Raw genomic sequence first — 13,325 nt, 5'->3', positions numbered from 1 at the left:
CCGTGCTGATATACAAATAAATCTCCCGATTATACAAACGTTTGAAACCTCATATTATCAAATTCTCTAAAAACAGATTTAAACATTTATACAGGTATACTGTTTAAAAAATAAGGTATACGCTTCTATAACCCGTTTTTATCAGTAACTGCTATATAACGGCATACTCATTAATTGAAAATTATGATGTATGAATTGAGATTTTGATCTTAATTATTATAGCCTATATTTATAATATTATTTATATAATGAATAACGACGCCGGCCTTCATCAACAATTAAGCGAAGATATTTTCCGTATGCTGATCAGGGAGTCTCCTACCCCGGTAGCATTATATATTGGCGAAACAATGGAGATCAGGATTGCCAATAAAGCCATGATAGATATATGGGGGAAGGGCGATGATGTTATTGGGCATAAATACTTTGACCTACTGCCCGAATTCGAAGAGCCGGGCTTTCATGCAATATTATCAAATGTAGACGATAACGGTACGGCTTATGAATGGAAAGAGCAAAAAGTTGATCTTATGGTTGACGATAAACTTGAAGAATTTTACTTCAACTTTATTTTTAAACCATTACGGAACGATGATGGTGAAGTTTGGGGTGTGCTGAATACAGCTACAGATGTTACCGAACTGGTTAACACCCGCAAAAAGTTGGCTGAAACTGAACAGCGTGCTCAATTTGCCCTGCAAGCTGCTGAACTGGGTACCTGGGATTTAAACCCCAGATTACAAACCGCAACATGGGATGACCGCTGTAAAGAGCTTTGCGGTTTTCGAAAAGATGATGAGATAAAGTATGATGATCTGTTGAAATTTGTCCACCCGGAGGATGAGCAACGCTTGCGGACAGCAGTAATGCAGGCTTATGATCCTGTAGGCAATGGGAATTATGATATGATCGTGCGCACGGTTGATGACACAGGACACTTGAAATATTGGATCCATCTGAAAGGTAAAGCGTATTTTAACGATAATCATGAGCCCATCCGCTTTGCAGGTACCGTACAGGATATAACCCGCGAAATATTAGATAAACAGGAACAACAAAAACTGATTGCACTGATTGATAAAACAGCCGACGTGGTTGCAGTAGGCAGTATGGACGGTTCTGTAACTTATATCAATAAAACGGCATACACTATATTGGGCATCGGTAGCACAAAGGAGGCTTTGAAACCCGGTGTTGAATATTTTGCAGATCACGAAGCAGACAAAGTAAATAATGAGATAAACCCCGCTGTACAGCAGTACGGTAAGTGGGAAGGTGAAATGCACTACCGGCATTTTAAAACAGGAGAAAATATTCCGGTTTACGTTAACTGTTTCCGAATCGATGATCCGTTAAATGGCTTGCCTATTGGTATGGCATCTGTTGCGCGCGATCTGCGCGCCGAGAAAGCGGCGAGAAGTGAGCAGTATAAATTATTATCGCTTATTAACCACAGCTCAGATTTTGTGAGCTTATCCAACCTTGATGGTAATGTAACCTATGTAAATACTGCCGGGCGAAAAATGTTGGGCATCAAAGGCACCAATGAGCATAGGAGGCATAACAGCGAATATTTAATGCCTGATGAGCTTGATAAGCTGAGGGAAAAAGTAAACCCAATTTTAATGAAGCATGGTAAATGGAGCGGTGAAGTGCTTTACCGTCATTTCCAAACCGGCGAAGCAATACCTGTGTATGGCACCACTATGCTGGTTTATGACGCTGTAACCGGCTTGCCGCAGGGCCGGGCTTCAATTGCCAGGGATATGCGAAGGGAAATTGCCGATAAAAAAGCCCTTACTGATAGTGAACAATTGCTTAAAAGCATCACTAATGCATCGCCAACAGTACTTTGGATGGCCGATGCTGAAGGTAATATCACTTACGTAAATCAAACCTGGGTTGATTGGACCGGCATTAAATATGAGGATAATATGGGCGCAGGGTGGATCAATGCGCTTTTAGAAGAAGACAGAACCAGGGCCGCTGAAAAGTTCTTAGCCGATTTAAATGCCCGTCGGTTCTATGAAGTTGATTTTAGGATCACACGCCGGGATGGTGAAATAAGATGGTGTATAGCCACCGGCAATCCGCAATACAATGAGCAGGGGGAATTTACCGGGTACATAGGTGCCTGTACCGATGTTACCGATAAAACACTTGCCGAAAGCGAAGTGAAATTACGTAACAGGGAACTGAATAACCAGATCAGGCAATTTGAATTTGTTACTGATTTTATGCCGGTTCAACTTTGGACGGCCCGCACGGATGGTCAGGTCGACTATGTTAACCAACGTGCTGTAGATTATTTTGGCGCCCTGGCAAATGAAATAGCAGCATCCTGGCTCAATGCTATTCATCCCGATGATAGGGATGCTTGTATTGAGGCATGGAACTATGCGGTGAACACCGGCAATGTTTATCAATGCGAATTTAGGCTAAAGGATAAAGACCAAAATTACAAATGGCACCTGGCACGGGCCTTGCCCTTTATCATTGACGGTAAGATCATTAAATGGTTTGGCACTAATACAGATATTGATGAGCAGAAACAACTACAACGGCAAAAAGATGATTTTTTAGGTATTGCAAGTCATGAACTGAAAACCCCGGTTACCAGCATAAAAGCATATGCCCAGGTATTGGGTGCTATGCTTACCAAAGAAGGCGAGCAAAAAAAAGCCGAAATGGTACTTAGAATGGATGCCCAGATTAACCGTCTTACCAACCTCATAGGCGACCTCCTTGATGTTACCAAGATTAACTCGGGCAGGCTACAGTTCAATAAAACATGGTTCGATTTTAATGAAACACTACAGGAAACTGTTGAAGACCTGCAGCACACTACCCAAAAACATAAACTTATCCAAAACTTTACCCCAACAGGCCGTATCTATTCAGACAAAGATCGTGTAAGCCAGGTTATTACCAACCTTATTACAAATGCTATCAAATATTCGCCGCATACCGATACCATCATCATCAGCACCCGCCGCGAAAACAATGAGGTGATTGTTTGTGTGCAGGATTTTGGCATCGGCATACCCGAAGACAAAAAGGACCGGGTGTTTGAGCAATTTTACCGGGTAAGCGGGAATAAGCAGCATACTTTCCCCGGTTTGGGGTTGGGATTATACATCTCATCAGAAATTATTAAGCGCGAAGGCGGCAGAATGTGGGTAAACAGCATTGAAGGCAAAGGGTCTACTTTTTGCTTTGCATTACCTGTAGATGATATCAACAGTTAATGATCTGTTGGATAGTTCACAATCAGGTAAATTTATCACAGCTAATTTCAGAGGGTTTAACCAAGCCCTTACGCCTAAAATGGATACAAAGAACAAGAAAATCATGATTGCGGATGATGACCCCGGCATTGTAGATGCTGTGGAAATGCTGCTTGAATTTGAAGGCTATGAGGTAACTTCAACCGTAGATGGTACAACAGTACTTGATATGAAAGACGAACTCCCCGACTTGCTACTGTTAGATATCTGGATGAGCGGCGAAGACGGTCGCGATATCTGCAGGAAGCTAAAACAAGACGAGCTAACCAAAGATATACCTGTTATCATGATATCAGCAAGCCGCGATATACGTGATTCTGCAATGATGGCCGGTGCCGACGACTTTTTAGCCAAGCCTTTTGACATGGATGATTTACTAAAAAAAGTGGCCTATTTTGTTCAAAAAACTTAATAATAGACAACAAGCATCAATCAACTAAATAAACATTACCCCTCTTCGGAAAGAACCTTATGGCGGCCGTCTCGCCCGGCCGCCGGTTCTTCCCGTTGCTTAAGTATCCCTTTAAAATTAATATAAAACTGACATGCTAAAATGCTATTACGCCCCCCCGGGATAAGTTCTCGCGATGGCCGTTTTATCCGATCGCCGATTCATCCAGTTGTATTTTATGGCATGTAGTTAAACTGGTCATTTTACTGACCAACACCTAACTAAAACATAAAAACATTAACCCATATGATATGTTATTTATTAAAACAAAACAATAACGCCATGGGAGTTTTACAGCACGTACAACATCAGATCTCGGCACTGAACGATCTGATCAAGATAAATAACGACCGGATAGCCGGATATCACAAGGCTACCGAAGCAACAGATGAAACCGGATTGAATTTACTTTTTAATGAATATATTGATCAAAGCAAAAATTACGTTAGTGAAATACGCGATTACATTCATGTATTAGGAGGAGATCCTGCAGACGGTACTACCTTCGCGGGGAAATTTTATCACGCCTGGATGGATGTAAAATCGGTTTTTGTCAGTAAAGACAGCCGCTCGATACTTTCGGATTGCGAATATGGCGAAGATATAGCAAAAAAAGCTTATCGCGCCGCGCTTGACGATAAAGAGTTGATATGGGAAGATGAGCAGGTTGTAACCCTGCTTAATAACCATTTAGAAGGTTTAAAAAAAACGCATGATACCATTAAATCTCTTAGGGATACGGTTAATGCCTGATCAAATTTTAATAAACAGATGAGCAATTCAAATCAAACATTTTTTTCAGCATGTCATGTGCCAAATCAATATAATAAGGTTACATGCACGCAGGATAAGGTAATTTACACGCTGTCTCAATTAAAACATGCAACAGTAGCTGATATTGCATTCAAGCTAAAAGAATATGAACCTGCGGTAAATACTTTTACACACGAGAAAAACACGATTGAAGTGCTTGACTATTTGTTTGCCCGCGGTTTGGTAAAGATCAGCAAACAAAACGGCCAGTTAAACTACAACCTGGTTAATGCTTAACCGGCTTGTAGTTTAATATTTTTCATTTACATGCCAGGTGCAAGCGGTTTTGCAGAAACTACGCTATCAACCACAAAAACGCTTACTCCCCGCCATGGCAGCGCATGCAGGTATTCTTTATAATGAAGTTCTAAAAATGAACCAGCGTTACTGCTCAGTTGCTTTGCCACTTTTTCATCGGTTACGGAAAATATAAATTCATTTGAGCCAATTGTGCCCCCTGTTACCTGCGTACGGATTCCGCTTTGAATTAACCTGCCTTCATAAGTTTTAAATACGTAACCTTTCTTTACAAAATAGTTCATAGTACCGGCTTTGGTTCCCTCGCCAAAAACAAAATAATATCGATAGTAAAAAAAGCCTACTATAATCAGCAGTAATATGAGGGTGATAATAACCTTGGTTTTTGTTTTCATCGGAGATTTTATTTGCTAACTAAGCTACAAAAACTTAGCAGGTAAGCAAACATTTATATCATGACCATGGCCTGTTTAGTTTGCCGGCTTCTGTCCTTCTTTGATTTTCGTGAGGGTTACTTTTTTAAAAGACTCCACTAAGAAGGTAACCAAACCGCTTAGGCTAAAAGGTGGATCATTGGTAGTTAGCGTAAGTTTGTCCTTATTGTTTTCAAAATCGATATCCAGGTAATAATTAGGCGCATCTGTAACCTGGCTTCCCTGTTTCCAATCGTACATCTTTTTTAGTTCGCTGTGCTTCAGCCAATAGTTGAGGCTATCAAGTTGCTGGTTAGTGAGCTTCCCCGCATAATCTCCTTTATAAGGATCTGCAAACTCGCCCCCTTTTAAACGATACGTACCATCAGCCCATATATTGATCAACAATTGCGGACAATTGCCATAACAGGTTGAAGATAAAAAACGGAGCTTTGAAAATTTGATCCCGTTATCGAAACTGGATTTATAGTTTTTAAACTGCAAGGGAGGGCGACCGGCTAATTTTATAGCATTATCATTAACAGCTTTAATGGTTAATTTCTTGCCATCGAAATAATTGATGATAAACTTAGAAACGTCAATATGCTGTTGTTTAAAATTATCTGCACTGGTAGTATAGGTATCAATTATTTTAAGCGTATCATGCTCTATTTTGTATTTGTTTTCGTGTTTCTTATATCCATCCAAATTAAAATAAACCTTGCCGCTATTAAAATAAAGGTAACCGAGATCTTCGGTTATCCACTGTTCTGATTCAACAGTTGCATGCTGGCCCGATACTGTGCCACATAGGATAGTTAGCAATAAAACAAGCAGGGATACGCTTTTCATTTAAATTTAACTTACAAACTCAAATAATATTGGGTAAGGGATTCAAAATCGTCAAACTTATGATCATAGTCATCCGTATTACCAAAGCCGTAACTAACAAACACAAATGGGATACCGGCAAGGCGCGTTTGTTCAGCATCGCCATTAGTATCGCCTATGTAAACCGAGTTCTGCAAATTGTGTTTATTCATGAGCAGATGCATATTGTGGTTTTTAGGCATCTGGTTGGTGCCATAAGCCATGCTATCTGTAATAACTTCATTAATGCCAGCCCATGTTAAAAACAACGGAATAATACCAACAGCACAGTTACTTAATACAAATAATTTGTATTTGCCTGCCAATTGTTTTAAACCCTCTGTAACCCCACCGTACATAATACCACCGCTGGTTGGTAATATTTCGCGCCTTACCTGGTTCACAGCATTGTAGATCTCCATCCCCTTTTCCTCATCAAATTCGGGCAACATTACCCGTGTAAGCTTTTTACCATCCATACCTATCACGTGCAGCAGTTCATCTCGTTTAATAGTCCTTTGAATGTCAAGCTTTTGAAATATCAGGTTCCATGATTCGGCGTAGGTGTCAACGGCATCCCAAAGGGTTCCATCCATATCAAAAATGAGGCTATCGGGTTTCTGCATTAGCTAAAAGTATGTTTTTCGCTAAGATGAAAAATTAACAGCAATTAATGTTCATGTTTTCTTCATTATTAATCCTCACCTTAGCATTGTGATAAGGTTAACGCGGGTCGGCTTAGCAGGAGGCTGAGCCCGCAAAGAACCCCCGCCTCTCGGCGGGGGTTTCTTTTTATACAGGTGGCTTTAAAAGTCGTAAGTCCTAAGTTCAAAGTCTTAAGTCGTCACGATAATGGTTTATAATCCTCCAAGTTAAGACTTGGGCCTCAAGACTTCTGACTAAATACTTATCCCGTCCCCTACTTTATAAATTTCATGAAACTTGATTCCTTGCTTGTCAAAATGTTTTTTGTACGCGGCGTAACGCTGAAGTATGAAAAAATCTTTAGCAAACCCGTCGTGCACAGGCAAAATTTGCTTAGGATGCAGCTCATCGGCAAAGGCCGAAATTGTTGGTTCATTGGCAAATGGAGCCATCGAAACCATGATCAGCAACTCGATACCTTTAAAATTCAAAAGCTTCTCTTCCATCGAATCAACGGGGTGCAATATTTTGTTATTGATTAGGAAGCCCGTCATTTGCGGTAGCGGATTATCCATGATAAGTTCGTGCCTCACCGGGAAAGCCTGGAGTTTAAATGGCCCGGCTTTATGAGTTCCCTCTTCAAGCAATGTATATTTAAAATTGATTTTCTCCAGCTCCTTTCCTACCTGCGAATTAGTGACAACCGCTGCGCCGCTTAACTCTACAATACTTTTTAATATATCTATATCGAAATGATCGGGGTGGATATGGGTGATCACAATAGTTTTTACATCAACAAACAATTGTGGTGTAACCAAACCTTCGGCAAATGAAAACTTTCCGGGGTCAAACAAGAGCTGATAGCTGTCTAATTCAAAAAGCAGGCATGAATGAAGGTATTTTGATATTTTCATAAGCAGATAGGAGTTTATCTCCTAAAGATACACAGGAAAGGCTTATGAAGTTTTAAAAAGTTGATTGCCAGAAGTATTAATGCTGTAAGACTTACGAAGTTTTAAAAACTTCGTAAGTCTGGGTTCAAAGTTGATGTTTACAACAACTCGGTAGCTAAATTGGCCAGTTCGCTCCTCTCCCCTTTTTGCAGGGTGATGTGTGCATAAAGCGGATGTCCTTTAGCTTTGTCTATCAGATATGACAGTCCATTGCTTTCTGCATCGAGATATGGGGTATCTATCTGATAAATATCACCCGTAAATACAAATTTGCTGTTTTCACCGGCCCTGGATATGATAGTTTTCACTTCGTGCGGGGTCAGATTCTGCGCTTCGTCAACAATAAAGAAAATTTTACTAAGTGTACGCCCGCGGATAAATGCCAGTGGTGCAATCGAGATTTTATCATTATTGACCAACTCATCAATTTTGGCCTGCATTTTTTCGTCGTCACCGAACTGGTCCTTTATAAATTTCAGGTTATCCCATATGGGGGCCATATAGGGATCAATCTTCGATTTTATATCGCCGGGTAAAAAGCCTATATCTTTATTGCTTAAAGGAACTATAGGACGGGTAACAAAGATTTGACGATAATATTTGCGTTGCTCAAGTGCGCTGGCCAAAGCTAATAGCGTTTTACCCGTACCGGCGTTTCCTTGTATAGTTACCAATTTAATATCCGGGTGCAATAACGCATGAATAGCAAAAGACTGCTCGATATTACGAGGGTGAATATTTAAAACAGGCTGCTCGGTAACTTTTTCAAGCTGCTTAGTTTGTGAATTGTAAAAACCTACAGTATCGCCTTTTTTCCCTTTTAAAACATAAAAGTGATTATTGGTGTACGAACCTATCTTTAAATTTTCGGCCGGTAAATTTTCATTTTTATTCAGGGTGGCGATCAGTTTTTCCGTCACCTTATCCACATCGGTTTTACCTGTATAAAGTTCCTCCAGGTTTTTGATCTTGCCCGTTTCATAATCTTCGGCATGCAGGTTAAGGGCTTTGGCTTTGAGGCGAAGGCAAATATCTTTTGATACCAACACCACCTTTTTGCCAGGATTTTCTTCCTGTAAGCCAAGGGCCGCGTTGAGGATACGGTGATCCGTTTTATCTGAACCAAAAATCTGCTCGGCATCCTGGCCGGTAGTTTTAGTATCCATGGCAACTTTAAAGCTGCCTTTAGTTTTACCGTTAAGCGGGATCCATTCGTTGATTAGTCCATTGTGCGACAGGTCATCCATCAACCGGATAAAGCTTCGGGCCTCAAAGTTGCGGGTATCATTACCGTTCTTTTTATTATCGAGCTCTTCCAATACCTGGATGGGTATTGCAACATCGTGCTCCTGAAAGTTTTGAAATGCGTTGTGATCATACAGGATCACAGAAGTATCTAAAACAAATATTTTCTTCTGGTTACGCTGACCGTCCTTCATATCCGCCTAAAATAACGATTTTAAGGTTTGAAGAAAAATTTCTCCTCAAACAAAAAAACCTGTAAAAGCGAAAACGGGAGTCATCTCTTGCGATTTGAACTCCCGTTTCCAAACTGTTGTTTAACCGTGGTTGCCCAACAGCATCAAGTTTTGTGTATCTCTTACCGACATGATCTTCGTCCGTTGCTCTCACGAGCGGTCGACTATTTTCAATGTCACCGGTTTCTGTTGTTTCCCTCCGTAGAGTTCTTCTTCTTAATTCCGGTACCTCCTTTAATTGCTTTCTTTTTTCAAAAGACTTTCGCCTTCTTCATTTTTTCTTGCAACTCAGGGACTTCCCTTGATCTTTAGTTCCCCCGAAGGTTCACCCGATTCAATTTCTGTTTTCCTGAAAGGCTGTCAAAGTACGTCGTTCTTGATGATTTTAATATCGGGACATTACCGTGAATTGGCAAATATTTTTTACTGTTTTTATTAACAGGTTATTAACAATAACCCAACACTTATCAACATTGAATTTCAATCCTTCTCAAGTATAAATCAAGGTAATTAACTGAAATACAGGCTACATTATTAACATTACCCTTTATTAACAAAATGCATGAAAAACCATTTGTATCGAAACAGAAAAAACGCGTAAAATCATAAAAACGTTAAATTTTCTCTGTTAAATGCCGCCAATATCGCCTGGGAATATGACGCACATGAAGCCTGGTATTTTTGCGTGAAGCGATGTTTATACTATTAAAATAATTCTTCCAAAGGTTTTGATAGACACCTTCGTCCTCGCTATAAGCCGCAATTACATTAACCGGTTTACTTAACTCATCAAAATTCATTTCGATGAATTGCGTGTCATGAAGATCGTAGTACAGCCCATAATTTCTTTTAATATCATAGATCATCCATTTTTGATCGGTATAGCGGCTTTTGAAATGCTTAATCAACAATGGCAATACATTAAAATCAGGTTCGATGGCAGCATAAAAAGTACCATCATTTAGTTTTTGAAACCTAACAAAAGCTTCCATCCTGTGTTTTTCGCGCCGCACCATCTTTAAAATCTCCGACAGTCGCATCACATATCTATTCCCGTAATCTTCTTCAATATTTTGGTCGCTGTCAAAAACATGGCGGATAAAACCCAGCACGTTGCAGTCTTCGCCGGCAATTTCGGCCATGTGACTAATGTAAAGGCGCTGCACCCCGGCAGCTGAAAGTTTTTTCCGCAATCCCTTTAATACCCGGCCGGCGCGCGCCTCGTCAGTAACAATAGGAATTACCTCTTCAAACAACGCACCGCTGCGCCACTCCCCTTTCAATAACTTTACAGGATAGAGTTTACGTTCGTAAATCTCGAACACGGCTGTAAGCAAGCCTTCAAACGATCCGTCATAAACCAGCGTGTTCATATTAAAACAGGTTAAGTTGGGTTTGTGTATTTTTAATGTACTTGCTTTGCGATTGGGCCATAATAAACTGTTTGATATTTTGGCCTGTTAAATCGCGCCGTTCAAATTCATTGCTTTTGCAGGTAATAAAGTACCGCGCGCGGTTAATGGCCACTCCTATTTTTTTTAGCTGTTCCCAGCCCAGCCCGGCAAATTTACGTGCAGCCACAATTTTTTGTGCCGATAACAAACCGATACCTGGCACCCGGAGGATCAGCTGCAAATCGGCCTTATTGATATCAATAGGAAAAGCCTGCATATTGCGGATTGCCCAGCTGAGTTTGGGATCAATATCCAGATCAAGTAACGGGTTTTGATTATTGACGATCTCGTTTACATGGAAACCATAAAAACGCATGAGCCAGTCGGCCTGATAAAGACGATTTTCGCGCACCAGTGGCACCCCAGTATTCAAAGCAGGCAGGCGTTGGTCGGCCAATACAGGTACATAACCCGAATAATACACCCGTTTTAAGTTAAAATTTTTATAGAAATAATTAGCCGATTGCAGCACCTGCTGATCGCTCTCAGGCGTGGCGCCAACAATTACCTGGGTACTTTGCCCTGCAGGTGCAAACATGGGGGCGTTTTTGAAAAGCTTTTTCTCTTCTGTGTTCCGGATTATCTCCTGCTTCAAAAAATGCATCGGGTCAATCATGTCCTGCCGGTTTTTATCAGGTGCAAGCAGTTTTAATCCAGCTTCTGTAGGCATTTCTAAATTCACACTGAGCCTGTCGGCATATAACCCGGCCTCCTGCATCAGCTCCGCACTTGCACCGGGAATGGATTTTAAATGGATGTATCCGTTAAAGTTATGCTCAGTTCGGAGTTTTTTAGCTACGTGCACTAATCGCTCCATGGTATAATCAGCATTTTTAAAAATACCAGAGCTTAAAAACAAGCCTTCAATGTAATTGCGGCGATAAAAGTTAATGGTAAGGTCAACTACTTCCTGTACCGTGAACGCGGCCCGTTTGATATCATTATTCTTCCGCGACACGCAATAAGCGCAATCAAAAATACAATGATTAGTAAGCAGGATCTTCAATAACGAAACACAACGCCCATCTTCCGTATAACTATGGCAAATTCCGCTACTGGCATTTCCCAAACCCTTGTCCTTATTTTTCCTGTTACTACCGCTCGACGCACATGATACATCATATTTAGCCGCGTCGGCCAAAATATTAAGCTTTTCCGTTATCCTGCCTACATTCATATCAACCAAAAATACTAATATTTTTAGCAATAAATTAAAATGCGGGATAAATAAATGGGAAAGCTATTCTTTTTTTACTGTATGTCTCAACAACTTTTTCCTTCACGGCATTGATACCGCTTTTAGCACTATTGTTCATATTTACTTCCAACACCGCGTGAGCATCTATAGCGAAAACTGGAACAGCCTGTTCGTTGTTGCGCAATTCAATATTTTTTTAAAAAAAACGCCGTAGCGACACAGATAAGCCAGATCAAGCGTTTTGGAGGCAATCAACGCAACAAACTTCAATGTATTTGCAACAAGCGCGAAGCACTTTCAATGAACTCACAGTGTGCGATGTTCGAACCAATTAGTACATTGACCGAATTCACTAAAAATTATTTTCAATTCAAATCAACAAAATAAACACTATAGAAATTCATGACCGATCTTTATACAGAGAGAGTCAATAAGACCTATCTTTAATACAAAAAAAGCGCTCCGTATCTCACCCCGGAGCGCTATTCAATGTTCCTACAAACACTGTTCAACTAAACTCAGATCTCTACAATCTAAGATTCGTGCGACTCAATAACGCAGGCTATAGGAGCAAGCGCATTGAAAAATCGGGGCAATAGTTGCCCATATATCATAATATTTAATATTCAATTGAAAAATAAATTTGAAATTTAAACAAAAACAGACTCTGTCTTATTTTTTCTTACAAATGCGATCGCTTTTTCATATAAATTACGACAATATCAATCAACGCAATGATATTTAATATAACATCATAAGCATAGTTTCGATATAAACTCATCGAGGAACAAGCAATTGCAGGCAACTAAAAAAACAGGAGAGGTTATTAGCAATTAGCCTTGGGCGGCTGTTTGGGTGTTTTTATGGAGCGAGTGGTTTCAAACTCAAAACTGTGCATATTGGGCGATGTAAGCTTTGTTTCAAAAACCCTGAAATCAATGGATTGAAATGACTGGGCAATCAATACATCTGCAAAGGAGATGCCCACATAAGGTACATGTTCTTTTTGAGGTACGGGTATACCTTTTACCGGCGCTGCATGCAATACATTGTCCGCATTAAAACGCGTTTCCGCATAAGTAGGGATACATTTTAAGTACAATTTCTTACTTGTAACCCGCATCTGTATGTAATTATATGCCTGCTCTCCAAACTGGATCTGCCCCCTTATATTCTCATAATGCTTCCAGTCATGAATGCCCGGAAGGTTTACAGGGATAGCTATTTCTTTCAGATCGTGAATATCATACAAGCCTTTTGATGCCTGCTCATTATAAAAATTCTCCACCCGCCATGACAGATATTGATGCATAATCAGCGATCCGCCCGAACCATAGGTGTGCACGATCAACAATAATATGGCAACAAGTTTCTTCAAAGGTAGTATAATCTTATATCGGTAAATATAGAAAACCCGCAACATTTATGCAACAATTCACGAAACTATTTTATTCAATTATTGCACTTATTTAAACAAAATACACACTTTTGTCTATTATTAAAAT

13 protein-coding genes are annotated in these 13,325 nt (G+C 40.2%); 4 read left to right on the top strand and 9 right to left on the bottom strand.

Translation table 11 applies throughout. From position 1 onward, the window contains the following. Window positions 1-248: 248 nt before the first annotated feature. The 4 genes from ACEN82_RS09830 (at window position 249) to ACEN82_RS09815 (ending at window position 4,788) form a co-directional block, all read left to right on the top strand. Window positions 249-3,248, top strand: a complete 3,000-nt coding sequence (locus ACEN82_RS09830; RefSeq protein ID WP_413320835.1) for a PAS domain S-box protein — start codon at window positions 249-251, stop codon at window positions 3,246-3,248. Continuing rightward, window positions 3,232-3,699: a response regulator gene (locus ACEN82_RS09825; protein WP_413320837.1), complete on the top strand. Its 468-nt coding sequence runs from the start codon at window positions 3,232-3,234 to the stop codon at window positions 3,697-3,699. Before ACEN82_RS09830 ends, ACEN82_RS09825 begins: the two co-directional genes overlap by 17 nt. A gap of 321 nt (window positions 3,700-4,020) precedes the next feature. After that, window positions 4,021-4,491 carry a ferritin-like domain-containing protein gene (locus ACEN82_RS09820; RefSeq protein WP_413320839.1) on the top strand — a complete coding sequence of 157 codons (471 nt, stop codon included), beginning with the start codon at window positions 4,021-4,023 and terminating at the stop codon, window positions 4,489-4,491. 18 nt (window positions 4,492-4,509) lie between these two features. After that, window positions 4,510-4,788, top strand: a complete 279-nt coding sequence (locus ACEN82_RS09815; RefSeq protein ID WP_413320841.1) for a hypothetical protein — start codon at window positions 4,510-4,512, stop codon at window positions 4,786-4,788. Between the two features lie 26 nt (window positions 4,789-4,814). On the opposite strand, the gene ACEN82_RS09810 is transcribed toward ACEN82_RS09815, so the two are convergent. From ACEN82_RS09810 to ACEN82_RS09770, 9 genes are all read right to left on the bottom strand, one after another. After that, a complete protein-coding gene (locus ACEN82_RS09810) occupies window positions 4,815-5,204 on the bottom strand; it encodes a hypothetical protein (protein WP_413320843.1) in 390 nt (129 codons plus the stop codon). 75 nt (window positions 5,205-5,279) lie between these two features. Continuing rightward, window positions 5,280-6,074: a DUF6438 domain-containing protein gene (locus tag ACEN82_RS09805; RefSeq protein WP_413320845.1), complete on the bottom strand. Its 795-nt coding sequence runs from the start codon at window positions 6,072-6,074 to the stop codon at window positions 5,280-5,282. Window positions 6,075-6,085: 11 nt separating this feature from the next. Next, complete coding sequence (locus ACEN82_RS09800; RefSeq protein WP_413320847.1) at window positions 6,086-6,718, bottom strand: HAD family hydrolase; 633 nt, start codon at window positions 6,716-6,718, stop codon at window positions 6,086-6,088. 273 nt (window positions 6,719-6,991) lie between these two features. Continuing rightward, complete coding sequence (locus ACEN82_RS09795; RefSeq protein ID WP_413320849.1) at window positions 6,992-7,651, bottom strand: MBL fold metallo-hydrolase; 660 nt, start codon at window positions 7,649-7,651, stop codon at window positions 6,992-6,994. A 137-nt stretch (window positions 7,652-7,788) separates the two neighbouring features. Continuing rightward, on the bottom strand, window positions 7,789-9,129 hold the full coding sequence (locus tag ACEN82_RS09790; RefSeq protein ID WP_413320851.1) for a PhoH family protein: 1,341 nt from the start codon (window positions 9,127-9,129) through the stop codon (window positions 7,789-7,791). 653 nt (window positions 9,130-9,782) lie between these two features. Beyond that, a complete protein-coding gene (locus ACEN82_RS09785; RefSeq protein WP_413320853.1) occupies window positions 9,783-10,541 on the bottom strand; it encodes a TIGR03915 family putative DNA repair protein in 759 nt (252 codons plus the stop codon). Between the two features lies 1 nt (window position 10,542). Continuing rightward, window positions 10,543-11,799, bottom strand: coding sequence for a putative DNA modification/repair radical SAM protein (locus ACEN82_RS09780; protein ID WP_413320927.1), 1,257 nt, complete (start codon window positions 11,797-11,799; stop codon window positions 10,543-10,545). Window positions 11,800-11,833: 34 nt separating this feature from the next. Beyond that, window positions 11,834-12,004, bottom strand: a complete 171-nt coding sequence (locus ACEN82_RS09775) for a hypothetical protein (RefSeq protein ID WP_413320855.1) — start codon at window positions 12,002-12,004, stop codon at window positions 11,834-11,836. A 642-nt stretch (window positions 12,005-12,646) separates the two neighbouring features. Then, window positions 12,647-13,198 (bottom strand): hypothetical protein, encoded by a 552-nt coding sequence (locus tag ACEN82_RS09770; protein WP_413320856.1) that lies wholly within the window; start codon window positions 13,196-13,198, stop codon window positions 12,647-12,649. Window positions 13,199-13,325 lie beyond the last annotated feature (127 nt).

The sequence above is a fragment of the Mucilaginibacter sp. Mucisp73 genome, from assembly GCF_059491465.1.
This window is presented reverse-complemented; position numbering and strand designations above follow the sequence as displayed.

Excerpts from the sequence above, each read along its gene's own strand:
- ACEN82_RS09790 (WP_413320851.1), bottom strand. The coding sequence starts at position 9,129 with ATGAAGGACGGTCAGCGTAACCAGAAGAAAATATTTGTTTTAGATACT.
- ACEN82_RS09780 (WP_413320927.1), bottom strand. The coding sequence starts at position 11,799 with ATGAATGTAGGCAGGATAACGGAAAAGCTTAATATTTTGGCCGACGCG.
- ACEN82_RS09795 (WP_413320849.1), bottom strand. The coding sequence starts at position 7,651 with ATGAAAATATCAAAATACCTTCATTCATGCCTGCTTTTTGAATTAGAC.
- ACEN82_RS09810 (WP_413320843.1), bottom strand. The coding sequence starts at position 5,204 with ATGAAAACAAAAACCAAGGTTATTATCACCCTCATATTACTGCTGATT.
- ACEN82_RS09800 (WP_413320847.1), bottom strand. The coding sequence starts at position 6,718 with ATGCAGAAACCCGATAGCCTCATTTTTGATATGGATGGAACCCTTTGG.
- ACEN82_RS09825 (WP_413320837.1), top strand. The coding sequence starts at position 3,232 with ATGATATCAACAGTTAATGATCTGTTGGATAGTTCACAATCAGGTAAA.
- ACEN82_RS09805 (WP_413320845.1), bottom strand. The coding sequence starts at position 6,074 with ATGAAAAGCGTATCCCTGCTTGTTTTATTGCTAACTATCCTATGTGGC.
- ACEN82_RS09785 (WP_413320853.1), bottom strand. The coding sequence starts at position 10,541 with ATGAACACGCTGGTTTATGACGGATCGTTTGAAGGCTTGCTTACAGCC.
- ACEN82_RS09815 (WP_413320841.1), top strand. The coding sequence starts at position 4,510 with ATGAGCAATTCAAATCAAACATTTTTTTCAGCATGTCATGTGCCAAAT.
- ACEN82_RS09830 (WP_413320835.1), top strand. The coding sequence starts at position 249 with ATGAATAACGACGCCGGCCTTCATCAACAATTAAGCGAAGATATTTTC.
- ACEN82_RS09820 (WP_413320839.1), top strand. The coding sequence starts at position 4,021 with ATGGGAGTTTTACAGCACGTACAACATCAGATCTCGGCACTGAACGAT.